Genomic DNA, 26,123 nt, shown 5'->3' on the forward strand with positions numbered 1-26,123 from the left:
ATCATGCAACTCGAATTTCTGGCCCAGAACGTCAAGTGCAACGGTTGCGCCAGCGCTATTCGCGCCGGGCTTGGCAAACATCCGCAAGTTCGAGAGGTTCAGGTAGACGTACCGACCGGCCGAGTGACGGTACACGCTGACAGCGATATCCACACCGAATTGGGCGCGACGCTAAAAGAACTGGGTTATCCCGAAAAAGCATGAGGGAGGAATCGAAACGGGCGTCTTCGCCAGCAAAATGCTGGCGCGACCAAACAAACGACATCGCGCGCCCCGGCGGCGGGCCGGAGGCGAGCTCTAGTCCCGCCTCCGCTGAAACAATGACTTAAAAGCGCATTCCCACATTCAGGCCGACCACCCACGGGTCGATTTCCACGGTGCCGATGCTGGCTCCGTCCAGTTTGGCCTTGGTATCGATATCCATATAGCTGACTTCGGCATTCACAAACCAATTCGGCGCCACGTCGATATCGATACCGACCTGCCCCGCGATACCGATCGAATCCTTAAGCTTCAGCTTGCTGCCGGCCAAAGCGCCTTTGGTCCCTTCGTCAAAGAACATGGTGTAGTTCAAACCCACACCGACATAAGGACGAAAATTGCTTTGCGGCATGAAGTGATACTGCACGAACAGCGTCGGCGGCAGGTGTTTGGTGTCGGCGACATCGCCCGCCCCGGAAAGCTTGACATCATGACTGAACGGCAAAGCCAGAATCAGTTCGAGGCCCAGATTCGGAGTCGCCATATAGGTGAAATTGAAACCGAGACTGTAGCCGTCATCCACGTTGAGGTCGGCGCCCGGCCCAAGATTGAGATTATCGGATTTCGGGAAGACCCCCCAAAGACCCACCCGGCCCAGCCAATCCCCCGCCTCGTAGGCCTGAGCGGTTCCCGCCAGCAAACCCCCAGCCAATGCCGCCGCCAACATGCCCTTCAACATTTTCGAAGACATCACAAGCTCCTTAATACCCAGTTATTGATTTATCGCCCAACAAAATCCGACCAAAAAACACAAAACTATTGTGTACTTTCGCAACAATTTAGTCAAAATACAATAAAGTGTATCAAAAACTCAATATTCTTTAGTCAGCCAAGGGCGGCAGTATCTGAACCACTTCTTCAAATGTCGTCAGGCCGGCGGCGATCTGGAGAGCCGCGCTGACTCGCAACGGCCGCATTCCTTGTTCGAACGCACCGCGCCGCAAGGTCTCCTCATCCATGTCCGGCCGGAACAAACGGCGCAATCCCGGTGTCACCGCCAGCAACTCATACAGACCGACGCGCCCTAGATAACCGGTATTGCGACATTCCGGGCAACCCTTCGGCGCTCTGATGGCCGCCGGTTTGGGCAAGGGCCAAGGCCGGACCAGCGCGCCCCACAATACCTCGTCGATCTGGTCGGCTGCCTTGCAATGGGGACACAGGGTGCGCACCAGACGTTGCGCCATTACCCCGATCAGCACGTTCTGAATCAGGTAATACGGCACGCCCAAATCGAGCAAGCGGGTCACGGCCGAGGCGGCGTCGTTGGTGTGCAGGGTCGACAGCACCAAATGGCCGGTCAGGGCGGCCTGCACCGCCATCTGGGCGGTTTCCAGATCGCGAATCTCACCGACCATGATGATGTCGGGGTCCTGTCGCAACAGGGTGCGGATGCCGTGGGCGAAGGTGAGATCGATGCCCGGCTGCACCTGCATCTGGTTGAGTTCCGGGGCGATCATTTCGATGGGATCTTCAACCGTGCAGACGTTGACCTCCGGCGAGGCCAGTTGCTTGAGCGTGGTGTAGAGCGTCGTGGTTTTGCCGGAGCCGGTCGGGCCGGTGACCAGGACGATGCCGTGCGGCCGGGCGATCATGTCCTTCCAGGCCGTTTCCTCGGCGGGGGCGAAGCCGAGCTGGCCGAAGGTTTTGGTGACCGTATCGGGATCGAAGATGCGCAGCACGCATTTTTCGCCGAAGGCGGTCGGCATGGTGGACAAGCGCAATTCGATCTCGCGGCCGGCCGGCGTTCGGGTCTTGATCCGGCCGTCTTGGGGCCGACGCTTTTCGGCCACATCCATCCGGCCCAGAATTTTGATGCGGCTGGTGACGGCGGCCATGACCGGCGGCGGTAGCTGATAGATCGCATTCAGCACGCCGTCGATACGGAAGCGGATATTGCCTTGCTCGCGGCGCGGCTCCAGATGGATGTCGCTGGCGCGCTGGGAGAAGGCGTATTGCAGCAGCCAGTCCACGATCTGGACGATCGGCCGCTCGTCGGCGCTCAACTCGCCGCGCCGGCCCAGTTCCAGCAACTGCTCGAAGTTGAGGATGCCGGACGCCGGTTCCGCCGTCCCTTTCAGCGCGCCGCGCACCGAGCGCGAGACGCCGTAGAACTCCATCTGGTAGCGGTTGACATCCAGCGGATTGGCGATGACTCGTTCGATAGTGCGGCGCAGGGTTTGTCCCAGCACGTTCTGCCAGTCGGTCAGCCAGGGCTCGGTGGTGGCGAACACCACGCGGCCATCGTCCGCCGCGACCGGTAGAATTTGATAGCGGGCGGCATAATCGAAGGAAATGAACGGTAACAGCCGCTCCACCGCCGCGATGTCGAGCTTGAGCGGATCGATGCGCAGATAGGGCAATCCGACCTTGTTCGCCAACCATTCGGTCAGCACTTCCAGACTGAGAATTTGATGCGGCGGCTGGAGGTGGTGCAATTTTTTGTTGGCGACCACCACCAGCGGATGGAGTTCGCCGCGTTCCAGTTTGGAACCCGCCAGCGCCAGATCGGCGTCGCCCTTGGCCACCAGCCCGTCGGCGACTAAATCATCCAATACTTCCTTGACCGTCAGACGGTGTTCGGACATGCGCGACTTCGAGGGCGAGATGGGACGGGAATCGGCGATCTTGGGAAACGGGCGCACGGTCGAAGCGAGAGGATTTTGGGCATTCACAAGATTATTGCTTAATTTAACCGTATATCGACTGATAAAAGAGACTATTAAACCTAAAAACTCTATTATTAGGGTATAATTTACTACACTTAGTATCTAATATTTTTTGAAAAATTGCATCAAAATAATTTCAATCGACAATAAACAATTTGGCCCCGATTTTGGTGCTGGAGCGGTGCGGTTCCGCGCCATCCGCCACTTGATAGCTAGTCCCTGGGGTGAGCGTGTAAATGCGTCCGTCTTGTAGCTCCGTTTCAAGCTCTCCCTCAAGACACAGCAAAAGGTGCCCCTTGGAACACCAATGGTCCGCGAGATAGCCGGGGGTATATTTGACCATCCGCACGCGAATGTCCCCGAAATACAGGGTTCGCCAATAAGCAAATCCCGTTTCACCCTTATGGCTCGTAGGCTCGACCGTCGACCAATCGGTGATGCCGAAAGGGATGTCCTGTATCTGCATGATTAAGTGTTCCTGCTTGTGGGTCACAGCCTGAATTAAGAGCTTTCGAGCGCGCGCTCGAAGCGCCGCGCATCAACCCCTCACAACACTTCCAACTTGGCGTAAGCCAGCACCAGCCACTTGGAGCCGCCTGACTTGGGAAAATCCACCCGCGCCCGCGCGTGGTAGCCGGCACCCTCGACTTCCAGCACCACCCCGTCGCCGAACTGCGGATGGCGCACCCGCTGCCGGGCTTGCAACCCAGCGGTGGCGACACCTTTCGCGGGCGCGGTTTGCACGGGCGCGGGGCTAAACGCCCGCCGCTTCGCGCGGGCGCGCACGTTATGAATCAAATCGGCGGGAATTTCACCGACAAAACGCGAAGGGGACGGATAGTTCTCCTGACCGTACCAGGTACGCTGCTCGGCGTAGCTCAGATACAACTGCTGGCGGGCGCGAGTGACGCCGACGTAGGCCAAGCGGCGTTCTTCTTCCAACTGGCGCTGTTCCCCCACGGAACGACCGTGCGGAAACAATCCTTCCTCCAGCCCGACCAGGAATACCACTGGAAATTCCAGTCCCTTGGCCATGTGCAGGGTCATCAACTGCACGCAATCGTCGCTGGTCGACCCTTGGCCTTGGCCCGATTCCAGCGCGGCGTGGGCGAGAAAGGCATTGAGCCAGTCGGGTTCGGCCGGATCGGCTCCGACCGTGACCGGATCGGTATGGGTGATAAAATCAGCGCTGGCGTTGATCAACTCCTCCAGGTTTTCCACCCGCATCTCGCCCTTGTCGGCCTTGGCCTGTTCGTACATCGCCAATAGGCCGCTGCCGGTGACGGCGCGTTCGACTCGTCCCGGCAACGGATGGCCGTGGCTGTCGGCGTCCAGGGTTTCGATCAGGCTCAGGAAGCCGCGCACGGCGTTGGCGGCCCGCCCGCTCAAACCGCCTTCCGCCAGCAGTTGTAAAGACGCTTGCCAGAGCGAGATACGTTGGCCGCGCGCCGCCTCCCGTAACAGATCGAAGGTCCGTTCGCCGATGCCGCGCGGCGGGGTGTTCGCCACCCGCTCGAACGAGGGGTCGTCGTCGCGATTGGCGAGCAGCCGCAGATACGCCAACGCATCCTTGATTTCGGCCCGCTCGAAAAAGCGCAAGCCGCCGTAAATCCGATACGGCACCGCCATCCCGATCAGCGTTTCCTCGAACAGCCGCGATTGGGCGTTGGAGCGGTACAGAATCGCCGCGTCGCGCCGCTGCCCGCCCCGCTCCACCCACTGGCGGATGCGTTCCACCACGAAACGCGCCTCGTCAACTTCGTTGAAGGCGTTGTAAACCTGAATCGGTTCGCCGTCGCCGTCGGCGGTCCACAGGTTTTTGCCCAACCGTCCGGCGTTATTCGCGATCAGCGCGTTGGCGGCTTTGAGAATGTTGTGGGTGGAGCGATAGTTCTGCTCCAGACGGACGGTTTGAGTGCCGGGAAAGTCGGCGGCGAAGCGCTGGATATTCTCGACTTTCGAGCCGCGCCAGCCGTAGACGCATTGATCGTCGTCGCCGACGATGAATACATCGCCCTGACCGCCGCCCAGCAAGCGCGCCCAGTGGTACTGAATGGTGTTAGTGTCTTGAAACTCATCGACCAGGACGTGCTGGAACCGCTCGCGATAATGGGCCAGCAGTTCGGTGTCATCGCGCCAGAGTTCGTAGACTCGCAGCAGTAATTCCCCGAAATCCACCAGGCCGCCGCGCTCGCATTCCTGCTGGTAGAGGGTATAAATGCGCTGGTACTGACGTTTGACCGGATCGTCGGCGCCGTCGAGATCGGCGGGGCGCTGGCCTTCGTCCTTGCAACGGTTGATGAAGCCGGCGACTTGTGGCGGCGGCCATTTCTTCTCATCCAGATTCAAGGCGCGCAACACCCGTTTCAACAGGCGAGACTGGTCGTCGCTGTCCAGAATCTGGAAGGCGCGCGGCAGGCGAGCCTCCTGCCAGTGCTGGCGCAGCAGCCGGTGCGCGATGCCGTGGAAGGTGCCGATCCACAGGCCACCGATGGGATGATCCAGCATCGACTCGACCCGCCCGCGCATCTCGGCGGCAGCCTTATTGGTGAAGGTCACCGCCAGAATCGACCAGGGCGAAGCCTTTTCCACCGCCAGCAGCCAAGCGATGCGCCGGGTCAGCACGCGGGTTTTGCCGCTGCCCGCGCCGGCCAGCACCCGCAAATAACCCCTCGGCGCGGTCACCGCCGCGCGCTGGGGTTCGTTGAGATCATCGAGAATCCAGGAAACGTCCATGACAGGCGATTCTAGCAGAATCATCCCCAGCCCTTGTGGGCCACCGCGCGGCGCGGATACACCGTCCAACCCCACCCGCTACCGAACCGGTCCAGGGGTCAGGAAACATCGACCGTGCGCCGTTCCGCATGGCTTTGCCGGGCTAATTCGATCACGCGGATGGTGTTTTTGGCCTGTTCCGGCAGGACGATCAACGCCGCCTGTCCGGTGATGGCCTGGTAGATATTTTCGTAATAACGCGCGTAGTTGCCGTTGAGGGTTTCGATCTTGCCCTGGAAGTGCAAGCCGCCGATTTGCGTGTTGAGCCTTCCCCAATGCGCCTCCGGCTCCGCGCCCCAATCCGCGCCTTGCGGAGCGAGCCCGCGCTTGAGGGCGTCTTCCTGGGGGTCGACTCCGTACTTCACGAACGAGCCTTCGGTGCCGTGCAAGGCGAAACGCGGCCCCGGCTCGCGCACCAGCAAGCCGGATTTCAGGGTGACCTTGAGGTTGTCGTAATGCAGGATCAGTTCGAACTGATCGTCGGCCGCATCCGCCGCCCGCTGGCTTCGGATATCGGCGGTCAGCCGTTGCGGCAAGCCAAACAACACCAGCGCCTGATCGATCAAATGCGCGCCGAGATCGAACAAGACCCCACCGCCCGGCCCCGCTTGTTCCCGCCAAGCCCGCTCCGCGCTGAAATAATTCCTGAAGCGGTCGAAATGGCTTTCATACTCCACCAAGCGGCCCAGCAAACCCTGCCTTAGGATTTGGCAGACCGTCTGAAAGTCACCGTCCCAGCGCCGGTTTTGAAAAGCGCTGACGAGTTTGTTTTGCTGTCGTCCCAGATCGATCAGTTGCTGGGCATGGTCCGAGGTGAGGGTGAAGGGCTTGTCCACCACCACATGCTTGCCCGCCCGTAGGGCCTGTTGGGCCAGCTCGAAATGGGACGCGCTCGGCGTGGCGATCACGACCAGCTCAATGCGGTCGTCCGCCAACAGGGTAGCCACATCCTTGACGGTCTCGACCCACGGATAGCGCTCGCGCGAGGTCTCACCGCGCCGTTCGACCACCTTGGCCAGCCGCAAGCGCGGAACGGTCGTGATGAACGGCGCGTGAAAGACTCGTCCCGCCATGCCATAGCCGATCAGTCCCACCTCGATATCGCGCATGATTGGCGCCCCCCAAAGTGTTCATGCCCATCAATTCAAACCGATTCCTGAGAAAGCCCACGCCTTGAACCCCACACAAACGCCTTGATGTCACTTATATAGCGCACAAGCGGGACAGGCGCACTTCTTAACCAGGGGTGTGATAAATTAAGTACAGCAATTAGCAACCTCCCAGTGCCAGCCATGCTAGACACGGCATTATCAGCTGCTATTAAACTCTTGAAATTCCCTATTTAAATATAGTGAAAATATGAAAATTACGATTTTTGGTTCCGGCTACGTCGGATTGGTCACCGGCGCCTGCTTCGCCGATGTCGGCAACGACGTATTGTGCGTGGACGTGGACCCGCGCAAGGTCGAAATGCTCCAGCGCGGCGAAATTCCGATCCACGAACCCGGCCTTGATGACGTGGTTCAACGCAACGGTGACAGCGGCCGCTTGCGGTTCACCACCGATACGGCCGAAGGGGTCGCCCACGGCCTGTTTCAGTTCATCGCCGTCGGCACCCCGCCCGACGAAGACGGTTCCGCCGACCTCCAGCACGTCCGCGCGGTCGCCCGCTCCATCGGCCAGCACTTGACCGGCTATCGCGTGGTGGTCAATAAATCCACCGTGCCGGTCGGTACCGCCGATGTGGTGCGCGACACCATCGCCGCCGCGCTGGCCGAACGCGGCCAGACTATCCCGTTCTCGGTGGTTTCCAACCCGGAATTTCTCAAGGAAGGGGCGGCCATCCAGGATTTCATGCGGCCCGACCGAATCATCGTCGGCTGCGACGATCACCGCGCCACCTTACAATTGCGCGCCCTGTACGCGCCGTTCAACCGCAACCGCGACCGGCTGATCGAGATGGATGTGCGTTCGGCGGAGCTGACCAAATACGCCGCCAACGCCATGCTGGCCACCAAGATCAGCTTCATGAACGAAATCGCCAATCTGGCCGAACGGCTGGGCGCGGATGTTGAGAAGGTGCGGATCGGCATCGGCGCCGATCCGCGCATCGGCTACCACTTCATCTATCCGGGCGCGGGCTACGGCGGCAGCTGCTTTCCCAAGGATGTCAAGGCGCTCGAACACACCGCCCGTTCGATCGACTACGAGGCCGCGCTGCTCCAAGCCGTCGAAGCAGTCAACGAGCGGCAGAAGAACGTCTTATTCACCAAAATCCAGCGTCATTTCAAGAACCAGCTGCGCGGGCGGACCTTTGCGCTGTGGGGTTTGGCGTTCAAACCCGGCACCGATGACATGCGCGAAGCGCCCAGCCGCAACCTGCTCGAAGCGCTCTGGAAAGAAGGTTGCACGGTGCGGGCTTACGACCCGGCCGCGATGAACGAAGCCCGCCGCATCCACGGCGAACGGCCCGACTTTCAGTTGTGCGCCAAGCCGATGGACGCGCTGACCGGCGCCGACGCCTTGATTATCGTCACCGAATGGAGCGTGTTCCGCAGCCCCGATTTCGACGCCATTCGCCAGCAGCTCAAGCAACCGCTGATTTTCGACGGCCGCAACCTTTACGACCCGGACTACCTGAAAGAATCGGGCTTTAGCTACTACGCCATCGGCCGAGGTGAAACCGCATGATCGTTCCCGTCATCCTGTCCGGGGGTAGCGGCACCCGGCTGTGGCCGCTGTCGCGCGAAGCCTATCCCAAACAGTTCCTGCCGCTGGTGGATGAAAACACCATGCTGCAAAACACCGCGCTGCGGATCGCCGGCGCGACGGACGTGGCCGCACCGCTGGTGGTGTGCAACCAGGACCACCGCTTCATGGTCGCCGAGCAGTTGCGCGCGGTCGGCATCCATCCGGCGATGGTGATTCTGGAACCCACCGGCCGTAATACCGCACCGGCGGTGGCGGTGGCGGCCTTGTACGCCCGCCAACAGAGTGCCGATCCGTTGTTGCTGATCCTGCCGGCCGATCACGTCATCGCCGACAGCGAAGGTTTTCGCGCGGCTGTGGCAAAAGCCGCCCCCCACGCCGAAGCGGGCTGGCTGATCACTTTCGGCATCGTTCCCACCGCGCCGGAAACCGGTTACGGCTACATCAAGGCCGGCACGCCGCTGGATGACTCCGGGGTGTGCGCGGTGGAGCGCTTCGTCGAGAAACCCGACGCCGCCACCGCTAAAGAGTATAAGGAATCAGGCGATTACTCTTGGAACAGCGGCATGTTTCTGTTCCGCGCCTCCGCGCTTCTGGCGGAATTGGAGCGCTTCGCCCCGGCTATTTTGACGGCTTGCCAAGAGTCCTTGACCGCCAGCCGGGCCGAACAAGATTTTCTCTGGTTGGATGGGGCGACCTTTGGCACCTGTCCGAAGGATTCCATCGACTACGCGGTGATGGAAAAAACCGATCGGGCGGTGGTCATGCCGCTGACGGTCGGCTGGAACGACGTCGGCTCGTGGTCGGCCTTGTGGGAAGTCGGCGAACGCGACGGCGACGGCAACATCACCCGCGGCGACGTGATCTCGGTCGACAGCCGCAACACCTACGTGGACGCCGCCACGCGGTTGATCGCCACGGTCGGGGTGGACAATCTGGTGGTGGTCGAAACCGCCGATGCGATCCTGGTCGCCAACAAGGAGCGCGTCCAGGAAGTCAAGGATGTGGTCGACCGGCTCAAAGCCAGCCAGCGCCCGGAAGGCCGCAGCCACCGCAAGGTTTACCGACCCTGGGGCTGCTACGATTCGGTCGATTTCGACCAGCGCTTTCAGGTCAAGCGCATCATGGTCAAACCCGGCGCTTCCATCTCCTCGCAGATGCACCACCATCGCGCCGAACACTGGGTGGTGGTGAGCGGCACCGCCCGCGTCAATCGCGGCGATGAGTCCTTTCTGTTAACCGAAAATCAGTCGGCCTACATTCCGGTCGGCGTGTCGCATCGCCTGACCAACCCCGGCAAGATTGCCCTGGAAATCATCGAAGTGCAGTCTGGCAGCTATCTAGGAGAGGACGATATCGTCCGCTTCGAAGACATCTATGGCCGAGGCAACGGCGAAACCTGAAAAGGCGTGAGGCGTAGGGAGCGATGGGCACCGAACTGACGTGTTTCAAGGCTTACGATATCCGCGGGCGGATTCCCGATGAACTGAACGAGGATTTGGCCTATCGGATCGGCCGGGCCTACGCCGCCTTGTTGCGCCCGCGCCGGATTGCGATCGGCCACGATGTGCGGCTGAACAGCCCGGCGCTGAGCATGGCTGTGACCGAAGGGCTGCTGGACGGCGGCGCGGGCGTGCTGGACATCGGTTTATGCGGCACCGAGGAGATTTATTTCGCCGCGTTTCACCACCAGCTCGACGGCGGCATCATGGTCACCGCCAGCCACAATCCGATGGATTACAACGGGATGAAACTGGTGCGCGAACAGGCCAAGCCGATCAGCGGCGACAGCGGCCTGTTCGCCATCCGCGATCTGGCCGCCCGCAAGGATTTTCCAGCCTCCAAACGCCAGGGCGCTTTGGTCAACCGACCGGACAAAACCGACTACATCGCCCACCTGTTGGGTTATATCGACGCCAGCGCGCTCAGGCCGCTGACCGTCGTGGTCAATGCGGGCAACGGTGGGGCGGGATCGATCATCGACGCGCTGGAACCGCACCTGCCGATCCGATTCATCAAGATTCACCATCAACCGAACGGCGCGTTCCCGCACGGCATTCCCAACCCCTTGTTGCCGGAATGCCGGAACGCCACGGCCCAAGCAGTGCGCGAGCACGGCGCCGATTTGGGGCTGGCCTGGGACGGCGATTTCGACCGCTGTTTCTTCTTCGATGCCAGCGGCCGCTTTATCGAAGGTTATTATCTGGTCGGCCTGCTGGCGGAAACGCTGCTGGCGCGACGGCCGGGCGCGAAAATCATCCACGATCCGCGCTTGACTTGGAACACCGTCGAACAGGTGACAGCGGCGGGCGGCGTGCCGGTGCTGAGCAAGACCGGTCATGCTTTCATCAAGGAACGGATGCGCCAGGAAGACGCGCTCTACGGGGGCGAGATGAGCGCGCACCACTATTTTCGCGATTTTGCCTACTGTGACAGCGGCATGATTCCGTGGTTGCTGGTGACCGAACACCTCTGTCGCACCGGCCAACCGCTGGCGGCGCTGGTGGACGCGCGAATGCGAGCGTTTCCGTGCAGCGGCGAGATCAATTTCCGAGTCGCCGACGCGCCGGCCAAAATCCGGGAAATTCTCTCGACCTACACCGACCGGCAACCGATGCTGGATGAAACCGACGGCGTCAGCCTGGAATTTGCCGACTGGCGCTTCAACCTGCGCTGCTCCAACACCGAACCGCTGCTGCGGCTGAACGTCGAAACGCGCGGTGACGCGAACTTGCTGGAACGCCGGACCGATGAACTGCGAACCTTGATCGAAGGCTGAGCGGTGAGGCGGCCCCTGGCATGAAGGCTGTCCTTAAGCCCAAACCTTGCCAGCCCCTCAGCCCACCGCCGCCAAACTATCCAACGGCCAACGCGGCATGACCTCTATCGCCGCATCCTCATGCTGGCCGGCCGCCAGCCGCCGCCAGCCGGCATAAGCGATCATGGCGCCGTTATCGGTGCAAAACTCCAGCCGGGGATAATAAACCTGCCCGCCCAGTTCGGCGGTCAATTCCCGCAGCCGCTCCCGCAAGCGCCGGTTGGCACCTACCCCACCGGCCACCACCAAGCGCTGCAAGCGAGTCGCTTTCAACGCCCGGCGGCATTTGATCGCCAACGTTTCCACCACGGCTTCCTCGAAAGCCCGCGCCACATCGGCCCGGTTTTCCGGGGTCGGCTCCAGCGTTCGCCACGTATTGATGGCCGCCGTTTTCAAGCCGCTAAAACTGAAATCGCAACCGGGTCGGTCGGTCATCGGCCGGGGAAACGTGAAGCGCCGGGGATCGCCCCGTTCGGCCAGCTTCGCCAACGCTGGGCCGCCGGGATACGGCAAGCCCAGCAGCTTGGCGGTCTTGTCGAAGGCTTCGCCGGCGGCATCGTCCACCGATTCGCCCAAGATTCGATACTGGCCGACGCCTTGCACATCGATCAGCAGACTGTGACCGCCCGATACCAGCAGCGCCACGAACGGGAAAGCCGGCGGCTCTGGCTCCAGCATCGGCGCCAGCAGATGGCCCTCCATGTGATGCACCCCGATGGCCGGCACCCGCCAAGCCCAGGCCAGGCTGCGCCCGATGGCCGCGCCCGCCAGCAACGCGCCGATCAACCCCGGCCCGCGCGTGTAAGCCACGCCTTCGATCCGGTCCGGCGCGACCGCCGCCCGCTGGCAAATCTCGCGTAGTAGCGGCAAGGTCTTGCGAATGTGATCGCGCGAGGCCAACTCCGGCACCACGCCGCCGTACTCGGCGTGCAAGGCGATCTGGCTGTGCAGGGCGTGCGCCAACAGGCCGCGCTCGCCGTCGTAAAGCGCTACGCCGGTTTCATCGCAGGAAGTTTCGATGCCGAGAATCAACATGCCACGTCCGGGTTTTGCATTTGGCAACAAGCTTGATTACACTTCTTCATTTTCCAATTGTCCAACATCTACCAAGACTCACTTAAGATTATGCATGAGGTGCTGAGTTAATGCCTTCCGTGAAAGTCAAAGAGAACGAGCCGTTTGATGTGGCTCTGCGCCGCTTCAAGCGTTCCTGTGAAAAAGCGGGCGTACTGTCCGAGGTCCGCCGCCGCGAGTTTTACGAGAAACCGACCCAGGAACGCAAACGCAAGCGCGCCGCCGCCGTCAAGCGCCATCTGAAAAAGCTTTCCCGCGAAGTCGCCCGCCGCACCCGCATGTTTTGATGCCCGCCGTTCGTCCCCCCCAGCCACGAGCCTCTCACCATGCCTCTCAAAGACCGCATTCAGGACGATATGAAAAACGCCATGCGGGCCAAGGAGAAGGAACGCCTCGGCGCGATTCGCTTGATCCTGGCCGCCGTCAAGCAACGGGAAGTGGACGAACGCATCGAACTGAATGATAGCCAAGTGTTCGGCGTGCTGGAAAAAATGCTCAAGCAACGCCGGGAATCATTGGCTCAATTCCAAAATGCCGGCCGAGCCGATCTCGCCGCCCAGGAAAACTTCGAGATCGACCTGATCCAATCTTACCTGCCGGCGCCGCTCGCCGAGGCCGATCTCGACGCACTGATCGCCGACGCCATCGCCGCCACCGGCGCCCAGTCGGTGCGCGACATGGGTAAGGTCATGGCCTTGATCAAGGATCAGGCGCAGGGTCGGGCTGATCTGGCGGCGGTCAGCGCGCGGGTCAAGGCACGCTTCGACGGTTGAACCGCCGCTTCTCGCCAACGGCCGACCGTCCCAATCCATCATAAACTCCGGGTCTTTTGTTGCGCTTGTCCGCTGACGCCCGGTCGTTTATCCACTAGGCTTTTGGGCTATGGCTGGACGCATACCCCAGGAGTTCCTCGATCAACTGCTCGCCCGGACCGATCTCGTCGAGATCGTCAACAGCCGGGTACCGTTGCGGCGCGCGGGCCGTGAATTCATGGCCTGCTGTCCGTTTCACGCCGAAAAAACGCCGTCGTTCTCGGTCAGCCCCCGCAAGCAGTTCTATCACTGCTTCGGTTGCCGCGCGCACGGTAACGCCATCGGCTTTCTGATGGCCTACGAGCGACTGGATTTTATCGATACTATCGAGGAGCTGGCCCGTCTGGCAGGTCTGGACCTGCCCCCGCTTCAAGGCGGCGTACAGGGGCCTTCGATCAAACCGCTGTTGGAATGGCTGGCTCAGGCCGAGCGCTTCTTTCGCCAGCAGTTACGCGAGCACCCGTTGCGGCAACGAGCGGTCGATTACCTGCGCCAGCGCGGCCTGACCGGCCAGATCGCCAACACCTTCGGCATCGGTTATGCGCCCCCTGGGTGGGATCATCTCAGCAACGCCTTGCGCGAGGCCGGCGCGACCGCCGAAGATCTGCTGGCCGCCGGCTTGGCCAGCCGCGACGAGCACAGTCGCTTGCGCGACCGCTTTCGGGATCGGATCATCTTTCCGATCCGCGACCGCCGCGGCCGCGTTATCGCCTTCGGCGGGCGAGCGCTGGATGGCGCCACCACCCCCAAATATCTCAATTCCCCGGAAACCCCGGTTTTTCATAAAGGCTCGGAACTCTATGGCCTTTATGAGGCCCGACACCATAACCCGCACTTGCGACAGCTGCTGGTGGTCGAAGGATACATGGATGTGGTGGCGCTGGCCCAGCACGATATTTCCTACGCCGTCGCCACGTTAGGGACCGCCACCAGCGCCGAACATATCGAGCGATTGTTCCGGGTGACCGGCGATCTGGTGTTCTGTTTCGATGGCGACCGAGCCGGCCGCACGGCGGCGTGGCGGGCGCTGGAGATCAGCTTGCCCTTCCTGCGCGATGGCCGACAGGTCGGTTTTCTGTTGCTGCCCGAAGGCGAAGATCCCGATTCTCTGGTCCGCGGCGAGGGCCGCGCCGAGTTCGAGCGGCGGTTGCAAAACGCCACGCCGCTGGCGGAGCACCTGTTTGCCGAACTGCGCGCTCAAGTCGCTCCCGACACGCTGGCCGGCCGGGCTCGCTTGGCCGAGCTGGCCCGACCGCTTCTGGGGAAACTGCCCGATGGAACTTTTCGCGAGCTTATGGAAGCGCGCTTGCGGCAGGAAGCACAGGTCAGCAACACCCGGTTACGCCCGCCTCCTTCAGCCTCCAGCACCGCGGCGGATCACAGTCTCCGCTTGACCCGAACGCCTTTGCGTAAAGCCATCGCGTTATTGCTCTACAAGCCGGAGCTGGCGCAACAACCGCTCGAAAACAATTTCGCGCTGCAAGACGACGGCGAATTGGGAACCAAGCTGCTGGCGGAGTTGCTCGCTCTGTTGCGCGCCAATCCCCGGCTCAGCACCGCGGCGCTGCTAGAGCGCTATCGGGACACGCGCGAAGGGACCATTCTGGAGCGGCTGGCCGCTTGGGAGCCGGAAGTCCCGGAACAGGATTATCAGTTCGAGCGAGAATTTAGCGACATTCTCGCCGCCTTGGAGCGGCGGGGTGACCTGCGGGAACGCTTGCCGGACATGTTATTGCAGCGCGGTTCGCCCCGCGCGCTCAGCCCCGAAGAGCGGGCGGCGGTGGGGAACTTGGGAAAAGCAAAAAAGGTCTAATTTTGTTCGCATTGCCAGAAACAAGTATAGCCTTTTGTGATAGAGTTAAAGTTTTGGATTTTTTCCACTTTAAGTATGTGAACAGGTCATGAGCGAGCAGCAACAATCGCAATTGAAGAAGTTGATCGCCCGCGGCAAGGAAAAGGGCTTCCTGACCTATGCCGAGGTGAATGACCATTTGCCCGATGACATCGTCGACCCCGAGCAAATCGAAGACATCATCGCGATGATCAACGACATGGGCATCGAAGTCCATGAATTCGTACCCGATACCGAGACGCTGCTGCTCAACGAAAATCCGGTCAGCGCCGACGACGATGTGGTCGCCGAGGAAGCCGCCGCCGCGCTGGCGGCCGTGGACAGCGAATTTGGCCGCACCACCGACCCGGTGCGGATGTACATGCGTGAAATGGGTACGGTCGAGCTGCTGACCCGCGAAGGCGAAATTCAGATCGCCAAACGCATCGAGGAAGGCATGACGCAGGTGCTGTCGGCGCTGGCCAGCTATCCCTTGACCGCCGGCGCCCTGCTGCGAGTTTACGATTCGATCAGTGAGAACGGCACCCGGCTCGCCGATGTGATCAGCGGCTTCAAGGATGTCGAGGAAATCACGCCGCCGCTGCCGGACGAGGAGGTGTTGTTAGCAGCGGCCGACGATCCGGATGCGGTGGTCGGCGAGGATGAAGTGGTGGTCGCCGACGATGAGGATGAGGAAAGCGCGCAAGCCGTGGTCGAAAACGGCCCCGATCCCGAGGAGACCGCGCGCCGCTTCACGGACTTGCGCGTCTTGTACGAGCAGACGCTGGCCAGCGTGGACGATCTCGGCCCCCGCGACGCTCAGACTCAAGCCCTGCGCCAGCAGCTTGGCGACCGCTTTCTGCAATTTAGATTGGTTCCAAAGACGCTCGATCAATTGATCGCCAGCCTGCATGAAATCGCCGAGCGCATCCGCGCTCATGAAAAAGACGTGATGATCGTTTGTGTCACCAAGGCGCAAATGCCGCGCAAGACCTTCATCACCTCTTTTCCGCAAAACGAAACCCGGCTTGATTGGGTGGACGAGCAAATTCAAGCGGGCAAAAAATACTCACCCCCCTTATCCGACTATCGCGAGGAGGTGCTGGAAGCCCAACGGCGGCTCCAGGCCATCGAGGCAGAAGCCCGATTGTCGATCCATGAAATCAAGGACATCAACCGGCACATGTCGATCGGCGAGGCCAAGGCCCGTCGCGCCAAGAAGGAGATGGTGGAAGCCAATCTGCGATTGGTCATTTCCATCGCCAAGAAGTACACCAATCGGGGTTTGCAGTTTCTGGATTTGATTCAGGAAGGCAACATCGGCTTGATGAAGGCGGTCGATAAGTTCGAATACCGGCGCGGTTATAAATTTTCGACCTATGCCACCTGGTGGATCCGCCAAGCCATCACCCGCTCTATCGCCGATCAGGCCCGGACCATCCGCATCCCGGTCCACATGATCGAGACCATCAACAAGCTGAACCGGATTTCTCGGCAGATGTTGCAGGAGATGGGCCGCGAGCCGACGCCGGACGAGCTGGCCAAGCGCATGGAAATGCCGGAGGATAAGGTGCGCAAGGTCTTGAAAATCGCCAAGGAACCGATTTCGATGGAAACGCCGATCGGCGATGACGAAGACTCGCATTTGGGCGATTTCATCGAGGATTTAAGCGTGCTGTCGCCGGTGGAAGCGGCGACCGTGGAAGGGTTGCGCGAGGCGACCCGCGAGGTGCTGGCGACGCTCACCCCGCGCGAGGCCAAGGTGCTGCGGATGCGGTTTGGCATCGATATGTCCACCGATCACACCCTAGAGGAAGTCGGCAAGCAGTTCGATGTGACCCGCGAGCGCATCCGCCAGATCGAGGCCAAGGCGCTGCGCAAACTACGGCATCCAAATCGTTCGGAGCAGTTGCGCAGCTTTCTGGATCTGGAGTGATCCCGGCTGGCAAAGCGGTAAAACGACCGATAAAATTTCCATTCCTTCGGGCCCTTAGCTCAACGGTCAGAGCAGGGGACTCATAATCCCTTGGTTGTAGGTTCGAATCCTACAGGGCCCACCAAACGATAAGGCTTGCGGTATGGCGCCGTAAGCCTTTTCATTGGAACGAGCGAAGGCTTTGGCCAGAAATGCAGCTTAAGACTGCATATCGCGGATGTGATGGGTCAGGCGGCTCTTGTGGCGAGCGGCTTTATTGGCGTGAATCAATCCCTTGCGGGCCATGCGGTCGATCATCGGCACGGCGGTTTGGTATTCGGACTCGGCTTTGCTCTTGTCGCCGGTTTGAATCGCTTTAAGCACCCGCTTGACGTAGGTGCGGAACATGGAACGCAGGCTGGCATTGTGCTGGCGGTGTTTTTCCGCCTGACGGGCGCGCTTTTTCGCTTGAGCGGTGTTGGCCAAAATCAAGACTCCTTACGACACAACAGGATAAACGTGGCACGGTTCGGGTTCAAAAAAGGGTGATAATGATGACAGTTCCCGCCGTTCTGTCAATCCCCACCCGGCCGCGCCGCTGACAGCCTTATCCAATCCCGCTATCATCCGCGCCTTTGAATTCACCGCGCGGAATCGCAGCCTCATGAGCAAGTCTCTCCTCAAATCCACCGGCATCGTCAGCGCCATGACCTCGCTGTCGCGGGTTACCGGCTTTATCCGCGACATGGTGTACGCGCAGATGTTCGGGGCGGGCGCCGGCACCGACGCCTTTTTCGTCGCCTTCCGCATCCCCAACTTTCTGCGCCGGCTGTTTGCGGAGGGCGCATTCTCGCAAGCCTTTGTCCCAGTATTTTCCGAATACCAAACCCAGCACTCGCGGGAAGATCTGAAGGCTCTGGTCGATCAGGTCGCCGGCACGCTCGGCGCGATTCTATTGCTCATCACGGCCGTTGGCGTGTTGGCGGCACCGGTATTGATCCTGCTGTTCGCGCCCGGTTTCACCTCGGACACCGGCAAATACGAACTGACCGTGGAGATGCTACGCATCACCTTTCCTTACCTCCTGTTCATTTCCTTGACCGCCTTCGCCGGCGGCGTGCTGAACAGTTGTGGCAAGTTTGCTATTCCCGCCGTCACGCCGGTGCTACTTAATCTGACCATGATCGCGGCCGCATTGTGGCTCGCTCCCCACATGGAGCGCCCCGTTGTCGGTCTGGCCTGGGGGGTGTTCATTGCTGGAATTATCCAGTTGGGGTTTCAGATTCCTTTTTTGCGTCAGCTCAAGCTGCTACCCCGGCCGCGTTGGGGTTGGGCGTCGCAGGGCGTGCAACAGGTTCTGAAGCTGATGCTGCCAGCCATCTTTGGTTCCTCGGTGGCGCAGGTCAATCTGCTGATCGATACGGTAGTCGCCTCTTTTTTGATGTCGGGTAGCGTCAGTTGGCTGTACTACTCCGATCGGTTGGTCGAGTTTCCGCTCGGCATTTTCGGGGTCGCTCTGGGTACGGTCATCCTGCCCAAATTGTCCCGGCAGCACGCCAGCGCGGAGGCGGACGGGTTCTCGCAAACCCTGGATTGGGCGTTGCGCTGGGCCTTGCTGATCGGCATGCCGGCCACCGTGGCGCTGGTCCTACTGTCGGGGCCGATGCTGGCAGCCTTATTTCAGTACGGCGAATTCGACGCTCGCGACGTCGCCATGTCCGCTCGCAGCCTGATGGCGTTCGCGTCCGGTTTGGTCGCTTTCATGCTGATCAAGGTGCTGGCGCCTGGCTTTTATGCGCGCAAGGATACCCGCAGTCCGGTCAAGTATGGGGTGATTGCGATGATCGCTAACACGGTGATGGTGTTGGCGCTCGTCTGGCCGCTGGCTCATGCCGGCTTGGCGCTGGCCACGTCGCTGGCCGCTTATCTCAACGCGGGTTTGCTATTTTACAATTTGCGCAAACGCGGAATTTATCAGCCGCGCGCCGGATGGTCGAAGTTCTTGGCGCAATTGTTCATAGCCAATCTGGTGATGGGCTTGGTGCTGTGGTTGGGGGTCGGCGCTCCCGAAAGTTGGATTCACGCCAGCGCCAAGGCCCGGCTGTGGCATCTGAGTTGGCTGATTGCGGCCGGTGGCGCAAGCTTGGTGCTGGCGGTGCTGGCGGTCGGCATCCGGCCGCGCCACTTGATGCTGCGACAGGACTGATTGCGCTGGCGAGCTCGTCCGGTAACCTGACCAAATCGCTCAGGATTCAGTTATAGTGTGAGGCGTACTCCCTCGCTGAGAGAACGATCCATGCGGATTCTGCTCGTCAAACCTCAAGCCCATCTCAAGACCGTGCTCGGCCTGCAACGTTTCCAATGCCTGGAGCCGTTGGAGTTCGGCTATCTGGCCGCCGCGATTTCGCCCGAACATGAAATCCGCGTCCTCGATTTAAGGTTGTACCGCTTCCCCGAAGCCACCTTCGAGCGCGAATTGGCGCGCTTTAAGCCCGACTTGGTGGGTTTTACCGCTTACAGTCACGAATCGGGTCGCATGAAGCGCTTGGCCGGTACGGTACGCCGGTTGTCGCCGAAAACGCGGATCGTGGTCGGCGGCCATCACGCCACCGTCGCGCCGGCGGATTGTAATATCCCGGACATCGACTACATCGTGCGCGGCGAAGGAAGCGGACCGTTCGGTGCGCTGGTGGCGGCGCTCGCCAAGGGCGAGGAACCGGAAGGCATCCACAATCTGTTGTTCACCGGCGATACTTTCGACGAACAAGCCGCCAAAGTATGGCCGCGCTATCCCGACCCGCGCACCATCCCGATCCCGCGCCGGGACCTGTGGGACAGCCGTGCCTATTACTGCGTCTGGGTCTGCGAGAAACCGCGCGACTGGCAGGTCTTGTACCCGCGGGTGGCGATGGCCCGCACCTCCTACGGCTGCAAGATGACCTGCTCGTTCTGCATCGTGCCGTTTTTAAGCGGCACCACCCACATGCCGCGCCTGGCGGACGTGGTGGCCGAGGACCTCTCGCGCATCAGCGTCGATCATGTCTATTTCGCCGACGACGAAAATTTCATTGACGAAAACTACGGCTTCGAGCTGGCCGACGCCATCGAAAAACGGGGGATCAAGAAACGCTATTTCGCCTGGGCGCGCGCCACCACCATCCTGCGCTACCCGGACCTGATGCGCCGCTGGAAGGAAATTGGCTTGGATGGCGTGTTCGTCGGTTTCGAATTCACCACCAACCAGGAATTGAAAGCGGTGCGCAAGGGCGGCACGGTCTCGCACAACGAACGCGCCCATGAAACATTGCGCAAGCTGGGCATCGCCTGTCATGCCGCCTTCATGGTCCGCCCCGAATACGGTCACGCCGAATTCGATCACCTGCGTAACTACGTCAACGCCATGCCGCCGGTACAGTGCAGTTTTACGGTGTGCACCCCCTCCCCCGGCACCGCCGACTATGAAGCGGCCCGGCCCTCGTTCTGGGCCGGCGACGCTTACGACCTGCACGACTGTATGCATCCGCTGACCCCCACCACCCTGCCGCTGCGCGAGTTCAGCGACCTGTTCGCCCGTCAGGTGCGCGAAGCCTCGCGGCGCAACCCGCTGCGGGTCGAACGCCATCCGATCCGGCCTTGGGAACTGGCGCGGGCGATCAATGCCGAGCGGCGTTACGATCAAGCGTTCCGGGAACTGTATCGCGATTTTCCGCGCGAACTGTGGGACTGGCCGGGACAGCGTATCGCCTTGTCGGCCTGAGTGCGCTACGGACGACCGGACGCAGGGACGCGCGCGGGAAAAGAACGGTCGCCGCTGTGTCAAGAAGCGAGCGATTGTTCCTATAATGCCGACTTTCGCCCGCAACTCGCCCCCACTAGCGACGACCAGCATGGAATTGATTCGCGGCCAGCACAATTTGCGGCCCCGCCATCGGGGTTGCGTCGCCACCATCGGCAATTTCGACGGGGTGCACCTCGGCCATCAAGCGATTCTGAACCAACTGGCCGAACCGTCTTCCCAGCTCGGTTTGCCGCGCTTGGTCATCACCTTTGAACCGCAGCCGCAAGAATTCTTCGCCGGCCCCGCCGCTCCGCCGGCGCGACTGATGCGCCTGCGGGAAAAATTGCTGGCGCTGGATGGCTTGGGCATCGAACGGGTGCTGTGTCTGGAATTCGATCACCGGCTGGCGGCCTTGTCGGCGCAACGCTTCATCGAGGATTTGCTGGTCGAGCGCTTGGGCGTCCGCTATCTGGTGGTCGGCGATGATTTCCGCTTCGGCCACCGCCGCGCCGGCGATTTCGCCATGTTGGTCGAAGCCGGTCAGCGCCACGGCTTTACGGTCTCGAACACCCATAGTTATCTCCTGGACGGCGAGCGGGTCAGCAGCACCCGCGTCCGCCAAGCCTTGGCTCAAGGCGATCTAGAGCTAGCGATGCGGCTGCTGGGCCGACCTTACGACCTATGCGGGCGGGTGGCCTACGGCGACCAGCGCGGCCGCACCATCGGTTTTCCGACCGCGAACATCCACCCGCACCGGCGCGTCACGCCGGTTTACGGCGTCTACGCCGTGCTGATGAGCGGGCGCGCCTTACCACCCTGGCCCGGCATCGCCAACGTCGGCCGTCGCCCTACCGTGCAAGGCACTCGCGAACGCCTGGAAGTCCATTTGCTCGATTATCGGGGCGACCTCTACGGCCAACACGCCAAAGTGGATTTTCTACGCTATCTGCGCCCCGAACAGCGCTTTGAATCCCTGGAGGCCTTGCGGCTCCAAATTCAGCGAGACGAACAAAACGCTCGGGCTTATTTTTCCGCGCGAGACATCTTTCCCCCCGCCCTTTCAGCGCCGGAGGGAGTTAAAAGGTGAATGGATAAACCGCCTTCGCTCTCATGAAGATCGGAGGTTTTTCGCATTGGTTTTTAGAGGTTTGCCGTGGCTGATTACAAAGATACCCTCAATCTTCCCCACACCGATTTTCCGATGAAAGCCGACCTTGCCAAGCGCGAGCCGGATACGCTGCGCCAGTGGCGGGAACTGGATTTATATCGACGCCAGCGCGCCGAGTTCGCCGGCCGGCCAAAATTCGTGCTGCACGATGGCCCGCCTTACGCCAATGGCACCATTCATATCGGTCACGCCGTCAACAAGGTGTTGAAGGATATCATCGTCAAATCCCGCACCTTGAGCGGCTTCGATGCGCCCTACGTGCCGGGTTGGGATTGCCACGGCCTGCCCATCGAGCAAGTGGTGGAAAAGAAGCTGGGCAAGGTCGGGGTTAAAGTGGACGCCCGCGAGTTTCGCACCGCCTGTCGCGCCTTCGCCACCGAACAAGTCGCCAGCCAAAGCATTGATTTCCAGCGCCTGGGCGTGCTCGGCGATTGGCAAAACCCCTACCTGACCATGGACTTCCGCACCGAGGCCGACATCGTGCGCGCGCTGGCGCGAATCATCGCCAACGGTCACCTCTATCGCGGCTCCAAGCCGGTGTACTGGTGCATCGATTGCGGTTCGGCGCTGGCCGAGGCCGAGGTCGAATACGAGGACCGCGATTCGCCGGCCATCGACGTGCGCTTTCCGGTGGCGGACCCTGAAGCGTTGCTGGCCCGCTGCCGCCACGTCGAAGGCCACGACGGCAAAGGCCCGCTGGCCGTGGTGATCTGGACCACCACACCATGGACGCTGCCGGCCAACCGGGCGGTGGCGGTCAATCCCGGTTTCGAGTACGTGGTGGCGCAAGTCGAAACTGACCGGGGCCAAGAACGGCTGCTGGTCGCTGAACCGTTGCTCCAGGACTCGCTGGCGCGCTGGGGCATCGACGATTACCGGATCATCGCCTACGGCGTGGGTGCGGACCTGGAAGGTTTGGCCTTGCGCCATCCATTTTACGACCGCGAAGTGCCGGTCATCCTGGGCGAGCACGTCACCACCGAAGCCGGCACCGGGTTGGTGCACACCGCACCGGCTCACGGTCAGGAGGACTACGTGGTTGGTTCGCGCTACGGTCTGCCGGTGGACAACCCGGTGGGTCCAGACGGTAAATTTCTGGCCGATGTGCCGCTGTTCGCCGGCTTGCATGTCTTCGCCGCCAACGACCGGGTCATCGACGCCCTCAAAGCGCACGGCATGTTGCTGCGGGTCGCGCGCCTGCAACACAGTTACCCGCATTGCTGGCGGCACAAGACCCCGATCATCTTCCGCGCCACCCCGCAATGGTTCATCGGCATGGACCAGCACGGCTTGCGCGCGCGTGTGCTGGACGAAATCAAGAAGCTGCGCTTCACGCCGGACTGGGGCGAGGCGCGCCTGCAAGGCATGGTGGAAAACCGTCCCGACTGGTGCGTGTCCCGCCAGCGCTATTGGGGCGTGCCGATCACGCTGTTCACCCACAAGCAGACCGGCGAACTGCATCCGAACACGCAAATGCTGATGGAACAAGCGGCGCAACGCATCGAACAGGGCGGTATCGACGCTTGGTTTGAACTCGACCCAGCGGAACTGCTGGGCGCGGCGGCGGCGGACTACGATCAAGTTCGGGATACGCTCGATGTCTGGTTCGATTCCGGCACCACCCATCTGTCGGTGCTGGATCGCCGCCCCGAACTGCACTTTCCCGCCGATCTGTATCTGGAAGGCTCCGACCAACATCGCGGCTGGTTTCAATCCTCGCTGTTGGCGTCGGTGGCGATGCGCGGCGTCGCGCCTTACCAGGGCTTGCTGACCCACGGCTTCACCGTGGACGCCCACGGCCGCAAGATGTCGAAATCGCTCGGCAACGTGGTCGCGCCGCAGAAAGTGGTCAACTCGCTGGGCGCGGATGTGTTGCGACTGTGGGTGGCGGCGGCCGACTATCGCGGCGAGATGGGTGTCTCGGACGAAATCCTCAAGCGGATGGCCGACTCTTACCGACGGATGCGCAACACCGCCCGTTTCCTGCTGGCCAATCTCAAGGGCTTCGATCCGGCGCAGCATCAAGTGCCACCTGAAAGGATGTTGCCGCTGGATCGGTGGGCGGTGGATCGCACCCGCCGCTTGCAAGACGAAATCCTGGAGCATTACGAACAATATCAGTTTCATCTGATCTATCAGAAAATCCATAACTTCTGCTCGGTGGACATGGGCAGCCTGTATCTCGATATCATCAAGGACCGCCAATACACCACCCAGCGCGATAGCCTCGCTCGCCGCTCGGTGCAAACCGCGATGCATCACATCCTGGAAGCGATGACCCGCTGGCTGGCGCCGATCTTGAGCTTCACCGCCGAGGAAATCTGGCGCAATGCGCCCGGCCAACGCGGGCCGTCGGTGTTTCTGACGACTTGGTATAGCGGCCTGTCAGCGGTGGCTGACAATGATCCGTTCAACGCGGCATATTGGGAGCGGCTGATCGCGGTCCGCGAGGCGGTCAGCAAAGAGCTGGAGAAATTGCGGGTAGCCGGCGGCATCGGCTCCGGGCTGGACGCGGAACTGGATTTGTACTGCGACGGCGCGTTGACCGCCGACTTGGCCAAACTGGAAGACGAATTGCGCTTTTTCTTCATCACCTCCTATGCCCGACTGCATCCGCTGGCGGCGCGACCGGCCGATGCCATCGAAGTCCAAGTCAACGGCCAAGCGCTCGCCGTCCGGGTGCTGCCCACCGCCCACGCTAAATGCGTGCGCTGCTGGCATCACCGCGAAGATGTGGGCCAGAACGCCGAACATCCCGAACTCTGTAGTCGCTGTGTGGAGAATGTGACCGGCAGCGGCGAAATCCGGCGTTACGCCTGATGGCCGCGCCCCGATGGTGCGGCTGGTTGAGCGCGGCGGTCGTGGCGCTCGATCAAGCCACCAAATACCTCGCTGAAACGCTGCTGGTGATGCACCAGCCGGTGCCGGTGCTGCCGTCGTTCAATTGGATGCTCGCCTACAACACCGGCGCGGCGTTCAGCTTCCTGCGGGATGCCGGCGGTTGGCAACGCTGGCTTTTCCTGAGCCTGAGCACGCTGGTCAGCATCGGTCTGATCGTTTGGCTGTGGCGGCTCAAGCCGCACGAAAAACGGCTTGGGGCAGCGTTGGCGTTGATTCTGGGTGGCGCGCTCGGCAATCTGATCGACCGGGCTTGGCTGGGACACGTCATCGACTTCATTCAACTCTACTACGACCGCTGGTATTGGCCGACCTTTAACGTCGCCGATTCGGCCATCACCGTCGGCGCCGTCCTGCTGGTGTTGGACAGCCTGTTTTCCAAAGAGGCGGCAACCGAGAAAAACCCGGTCGACGGTTTCTGATTGACGCCCCGCGTTTTTCGGGAGAACCCTATGAGCGTTCATATTCATCTCGCCAACCCCCGCGGCTTTTGCGCCGGAGTAGATCGGGCTATCGGCATCGTGGAACGGGCGCTGGATCTGTTCGGCGCGCCGATCTACGTGCGCCATGAGGTGGTCCATAACCGCTTTGTGGTCGATAACTTGCGCGAGCGCGGCGCCTTGTTCGTGGAGGAATTAGATGAGGTGCCGGATGGCGCGACGGTGATTTTCAGCGCCCACGGCGTTTCACGAACCGTGCAAGAACAGGCCGCGCAGCGCGGCCTTAAGGTGTTTGACGCCACCTGTCCGCTGGTGACCAAGGTCCACATGGAAGTCAGCCGTCACGCCCGCGCCGGCCGCGAAGTCATCCTGATCGGCCACACCGGTCATCCCGAAGTCGAAGGCACCATGGGTCAGTACGACGAGGCCCAGGGCGGGCGAATGTATCTGGTGGAAACCGTTGAGGACGTCTGGAAATTGCCGGTGCGCGATCCCGCCGAACTGGCCTACGTCACTCAAACCACCCTGTCGGTGGACGATACGGCACGGATCGTCGCCGCCCTACGCGAACGCTTTCCAGCGATTCAGGGGCCGCGTAAGGATGATATCTGCTACGCCACCCAAAATCGTCAGGATGCGGTCAAGGAACTGTCGGAACATTGCGAACTGTTGCTGGTGGTCGGTTCGCGCAATAGTTCCAATTCCAACCGGTTGCGGGAACTGGCGGAGAAGGAAGGCACCCCGGCCTGGCTGATCGACGGCCCGGCCGACATCGACCCAGCTTGGCTGGCCGGCAAGGCCACCATCGGCGTCACCGCCGGCGCCTCAGCGCCCGAAGTGCTGGTCCGCCAGGTCATCGACCGGCTGCGGGAACTGGGCGCCGCCACTGTCATGGAAAGCACCGGACGCGAGGAAAACGTGGTTTTCGCGCTGCCGAGAGATCTGCGATACGTTGGCCCCACCTGATTCAAAGCG

21 protein-coding genes and 1 tRNA gene are annotated in these 26,123 nt (G+C 61.3%); 15 read left to right on the plus strand and 7 right to left on the minus strand.

Annotated features, from left to right (window positions below; translation table 11 throughout):
- The first annotated feature begins 3 nt into the window (after positions 1 to 3).
- On the plus strand, positions 4 to 204 hold the full coding sequence (locus tag IPK09_10485) for a heavy-metal-associated domain-containing protein (protein MBK7984043.1): 201 nt from the start codon (positions 4 to 6) through the stop codon (positions 202 to 204).
- A 121-nt stretch (positions 205 to 325) separates the two neighbouring features.
- Here the strand turns inward: IPK09_10485 and IPK09_10490 are convergent, their stop codons facing one another.
- From IPK09_10490 to IPK09_10510, 5 genes are all read right to left on the minus strand, one after another.
- Positions 326 to 952, minus strand: coding sequence for an outer membrane beta-barrel protein (locus tag IPK09_10490; GenBank protein MBK7984044.1), 627 nt, complete (start codon positions 950 to 952; stop codon positions 326 to 328).
- Positions 953 to 1,082: 130 nt separating this feature from the next.
- A complete protein-coding gene (locus tag IPK09_10495; GenBank protein ID MBK7984045.1) occupies positions 1,083 to 2,849 on the minus strand; it encodes a type II/IV secretion system protein in 1,767 nt (588 codons plus the stop codon).
- A gap of 217 nt (positions 2,850 to 3,066) precedes the next feature.
- Positions 3,067 to 3,396 carry a DHCW motif cupin fold protein gene (locus tag IPK09_10500; GenBank protein ID MBK7984046.1) on the minus strand — a complete coding sequence of 110 codons (330 nt, stop codon included), beginning with the start codon at positions 3,394 to 3,396 and terminating at the stop codon, positions 3,067 to 3,069.
- Between the two features lie 80 nt (positions 3,397 to 3,476).
- Entirely contained in the window at positions 3,477 to 5,666 is a 2,190-nt protein-coding gene (gene uvrD / locus IPK09_10505; protein ID MBK7984047.1) for a DNA helicase II, read from the minus strand.
- Between the two features lie 98 nt (positions 5,667 to 5,764).
- A complete protein-coding gene (locus IPK09_10510; protein MBK7984048.1) occupies positions 5,765 to 6,817 on the minus strand; it encodes an oxidoreductase in 1,053 nt (350 codons plus the stop codon).
- A 247-nt stretch (positions 6,818 to 7,064) separates the two neighbouring features.
- Here IPK09_10510 and IPK09_10515 point away from each other — a divergent pair, with 247 nt between their 5' ends.
- The 3 genes from IPK09_10515 to IPK09_10525 are packed head-to-tail and all read left to right on the plus strand — an operon-like array spanning position 7,065 to position 11,193.
- On the plus strand, positions 7,065 to 8,396 hold the full coding sequence (locus tag IPK09_10515; protein MBK7984049.1) for a UDP-glucose/GDP-mannose dehydrogenase family protein: 1,332 nt from the start codon (positions 7,065 to 7,067) through the stop codon (positions 8,394 to 8,396).
- Positions 8,393 to 9,817 carry a mannose-1-phosphate guanylyltransferase/mannose-6-phosphate isomerase gene (locus IPK09_10520; GenBank protein MBK7984050.1) on the plus strand — a complete coding sequence of 475 codons (1,425 nt, stop codon included), beginning with the start codon at positions 8,393 to 8,395 and terminating at the stop codon, positions 9,815 to 9,817. The genes IPK09_10515 and IPK09_10520 overlap by 4 nt, the downstream gene beginning before the upstream one ends.
- 23 nt (positions 9,818 to 9,840) lie before the next feature.
- The gene (locus IPK09_10525; GenBank protein ID MBK7984051.1) at positions 9,841 to 11,193 is read left to right on the plus strand and encodes a phosphomannomutase; all 1,353 of its coding nucleotides are present in this window, start codon (positions 9,841 to 9,843) and stop codon (positions 11,191 to 11,193) included.
- Between the two features lie 57 nt (positions 11,194 to 11,250).
- Here the strand turns inward: IPK09_10525 and tsaD are convergent, their stop codons facing one another.
- Entirely contained in the window at positions 11,251 to 12,267 is a 1,017-nt protein-coding gene (gene tsaD / locus IPK09_10530) for a tRNA (adenosine(37)-N6)-threonylcarbamoyltransferase complex transferase subunit TsaD (protein MBK7984052.1), read from the minus strand.
- 110 nt (positions 12,268 to 12,377) lie between these two features.
- Between tsaD and rpsU the strand changes: the two genes are divergently transcribed.
- From rpsU to IPK09_10555, 5 genes are all read left to right on the plus strand, one after another.
- Complete coding sequence (rpsU, locus tag IPK09_10535) at positions 12,378 to 12,593, plus strand: 30S ribosomal protein S21 (GenBank protein ID MBK7984053.1); 216 nt, start codon at positions 12,378 to 12,380, stop codon at positions 12,591 to 12,593.
- 39 nt (positions 12,594 to 12,632) lie between these two features.
- Entirely contained in the window at positions 12,633 to 13,079 is a 447-nt protein-coding gene (locus IPK09_10540; GenBank protein ID MBK7984054.1) for a GatB/YqeY domain-containing protein, read from the plus strand.
- A gap of 109 nt (positions 13,080 to 13,188) precedes the next feature.
- On the plus strand, positions 13,189 to 14,931 hold the full coding sequence (locus IPK09_10545) for a DNA primase (protein ID MBK7984055.1): 1,743 nt from the start codon (positions 13,189 to 13,191) through the stop codon (positions 14,929 to 14,931).
- 88 nt (positions 14,932 to 15,019) lie between these two features.
- Entirely contained in the window at positions 15,020 to 16,885 is a 1,866-nt protein-coding gene (gene rpoD, locus IPK09_10550) for an RNA polymerase sigma factor RpoD (protein ID MBK7984056.1), read from the plus strand.
- Positions 16,886 to 16,933: 48 nt separating this feature from the next.
- Positions 16,934 to 17,009: transfer RNA gene (locus tag IPK09_10555), tRNA-Ile, on the plus strand.
- A gap of 74 nt (positions 17,010 to 17,083) precedes the next feature.
- Here IPK09_10555 and rpsT read toward each other — a convergent pair.
- Positions 17,084 to 17,350 carry a 30S ribosomal protein S20 gene (gene rpsT, locus IPK09_10560; GenBank protein MBK7984057.1) on the minus strand — a complete coding sequence of 89 codons (267 nt, stop codon included), beginning with the start codon at positions 17,348 to 17,350 and terminating at the stop codon, positions 17,084 to 17,086.
- Between the two features lie 178 nt (positions 17,351 to 17,528).
- On the opposite strand from rpsT, the gene murJ reads away from it, so the two are divergent.
- The 6 genes from murJ to ispH all read left to right on the plus strand — a co-directional run bounded on the left by murJ (position 17,529) and on the right by ispH (position 26,114).
- Positions 17,529 to 19,070 (plus strand): murein biosynthesis integral membrane protein MurJ, encoded by a 1,542-nt coding sequence (gene murJ / locus IPK09_10565; GenBank protein MBK7984058.1) that lies wholly within the window; start codon positions 17,529 to 17,531, stop codon positions 19,068 to 19,070.
- A 90-nt stretch (positions 19,071 to 19,160) separates the two neighbouring features.
- On the plus strand, positions 19,161 to 20,621 hold the full coding sequence (locus tag IPK09_10570) for a cobalamin-dependent protein (protein ID MBK7984059.1): 1,461 nt from the start codon (positions 19,161 to 19,163) through the stop codon (positions 20,619 to 20,621).
- 130 nt (positions 20,622 to 20,751) lie between these two features.
- Positions 20,752 to 21,729, plus strand: a complete 978-nt coding sequence (gene ribF, locus IPK09_10575; protein ID MBK7984060.1) for a bifunctional riboflavin kinase/FAD synthetase — start codon at positions 20,752 to 20,754, stop codon at positions 21,727 to 21,729.
- A gap of 66 nt (positions 21,730 to 21,795) precedes the next feature.
- Positions 21,796 to 24,630 carry an isoleucine--tRNA ligase gene (gene ileS, locus IPK09_10580; protein MBK7984061.1) on the plus strand — a complete coding sequence of 945 codons (2,835 nt, stop codon included), beginning with the start codon at positions 21,796 to 21,798 and terminating at the stop codon, positions 24,628 to 24,630.
- Positions 24,630 to 25,130 (plus strand): lipoprotein signal peptidase, encoded by a 501-nt coding sequence (locus IPK09_10585; GenBank protein ID MBK7984062.1) that lies wholly within the window; start codon positions 24,630 to 24,632, stop codon positions 25,128 to 25,130. Before ileS ends, IPK09_10585 begins: the two co-directional genes overlap by 1 nt.
- A gap of 30 nt (positions 25,131 to 25,160) precedes the next feature.
- The gene (gene ispH / locus IPK09_10590) at positions 25,161 to 26,114 is read left to right on the plus strand and encodes a 4-hydroxy-3-methylbut-2-enyl diphosphate reductase (GenBank protein MBK7984063.1); all 954 of its coding nucleotides are present in this window, start codon (positions 25,161 to 25,163) and stop codon (positions 26,112 to 26,114) included.
- Positions 26,115 to 26,123 lie beyond the last annotated feature (9 nt).

The sequence above is a fragment of the Candidatus Competibacteraceae bacterium genome, from assembly GCA_016713505.1.
Lineage (GTDB): Bacteria > Pseudomonadota > Gammaproteobacteria > Competibacterales > Competibacteraceae > Competibacter_A.

What these genes read in the sequence shown, in the direction of transcription:
- IPK09_10485 (MBK7984043.1), top strand. Translation starts at nt 4, where the DNA reads ATGCAACTCGAATTTCTGGCCCAGAACGTCAAGTGCAACGGTTGCGCC.
- IPK09_10490 (MBK7984044.1), bottom strand. Translation starts at nt 952, where the DNA reads ATGTCTTCGAAAATGTTGAAGGGCATGTTGGCGGCGGCATTGGCTGGG.
- IPK09_10495 (MBK7984045.1), bottom strand. Translation starts at nt 2,849, where the DNA reads ATGTCCGAACACCGTCTGACGGTCAAGGAAGTATTGGATGATTTAGTC.
- IPK09_10500 (MBK7984046.1), bottom strand. Translation starts at nt 3,396, where the DNA reads ATGCAGATACAGGACATCCCTTTCGGCATCACCGATTGGTCGACGGTC.
- uvrD (MBK7984047.1), bottom strand. Translation starts at nt 5,666, where the DNA reads ATGGACGTTTCCTGGATTCTCGATGATCTCAACGAACCCCAGCGCGCG.
- IPK09_10515 (MBK7984049.1), top strand. Translation starts at nt 7,065, where the DNA reads ATGAAAATTACGATTTTTGGTTCCGGCTACGTCGGATTGGTCACCGGC.
- IPK09_10520 (MBK7984050.1), top strand. Translation starts at nt 8,393, where the DNA reads ATGATCGTTCCCGTCATCCTGTCCGGGGGTAGCGGCACCCGGCTGTGG.
- IPK09_10525 (MBK7984051.1), top strand. Translation starts at nt 9,841, where the DNA reads ATGGGCACCGAACTGACGTGTTTCAAGGCTTACGATATCCGCGGGCGG.
- tsaD (MBK7984052.1), bottom strand. Translation starts at nt 12,267, where the DNA reads ATGTTGATTCTCGGCATCGAAACTTCCTGCGATGAAACCGGCGTAGCG.
- rpsU (MBK7984053.1), top strand. Translation starts at nt 12,378, where the DNA reads ATGCCTTCCGTGAAAGTCAAAGAGAACGAGCCGTTTGATGTGGCTCTG.
- IPK09_10540 (MBK7984054.1), top strand. Translation starts at nt 12,633, where the DNA reads ATGCCTCTCAAAGACCGCATTCAGGACGATATGAAAAACGCCATGCGG.
- IPK09_10545 (MBK7984055.1), top strand. Translation starts at nt 13,189, where the DNA reads ATGGCTGGACGCATACCCCAGGAGTTCCTCGATCAACTGCTCGCCCGG.
- rpoD (MBK7984056.1), top strand. Translation starts at nt 15,020, where the DNA reads ATGAGCGAGCAGCAACAATCGCAATTGAAGAAGTTGATCGCCCGCGGC.
- murJ (MBK7984058.1), top strand. Translation starts at nt 17,529, where the DNA reads ATGAGCAAGTCTCTCCTCAAATCCACCGGCATCGTCAGCGCCATGACC.
- IPK09_10570 (MBK7984059.1), top strand. Translation starts at nt 19,161, where the DNA reads ATGCGGATTCTGCTCGTCAAACCTCAAGCCCATCTCAAGACCGTGCTC.
- ribF (MBK7984060.1), top strand. Translation starts at nt 20,752, where the DNA reads ATGGAATTGATTCGCGGCCAGCACAATTTGCGGCCCCGCCATCGGGGT.
- IPK09_10585 (MBK7984062.1), top strand. Translation starts at nt 24,630, where the DNA reads ATGGCCGCGCCCCGATGGTGCGGCTGGTTGAGCGCGGCGGTCGTGGCG.
- ispH (MBK7984063.1), top strand. Translation starts at nt 25,161, where the DNA reads ATGAGCGTTCATATTCATCTCGCCAACCCCCGCGGCTTTTGCGCCGGA.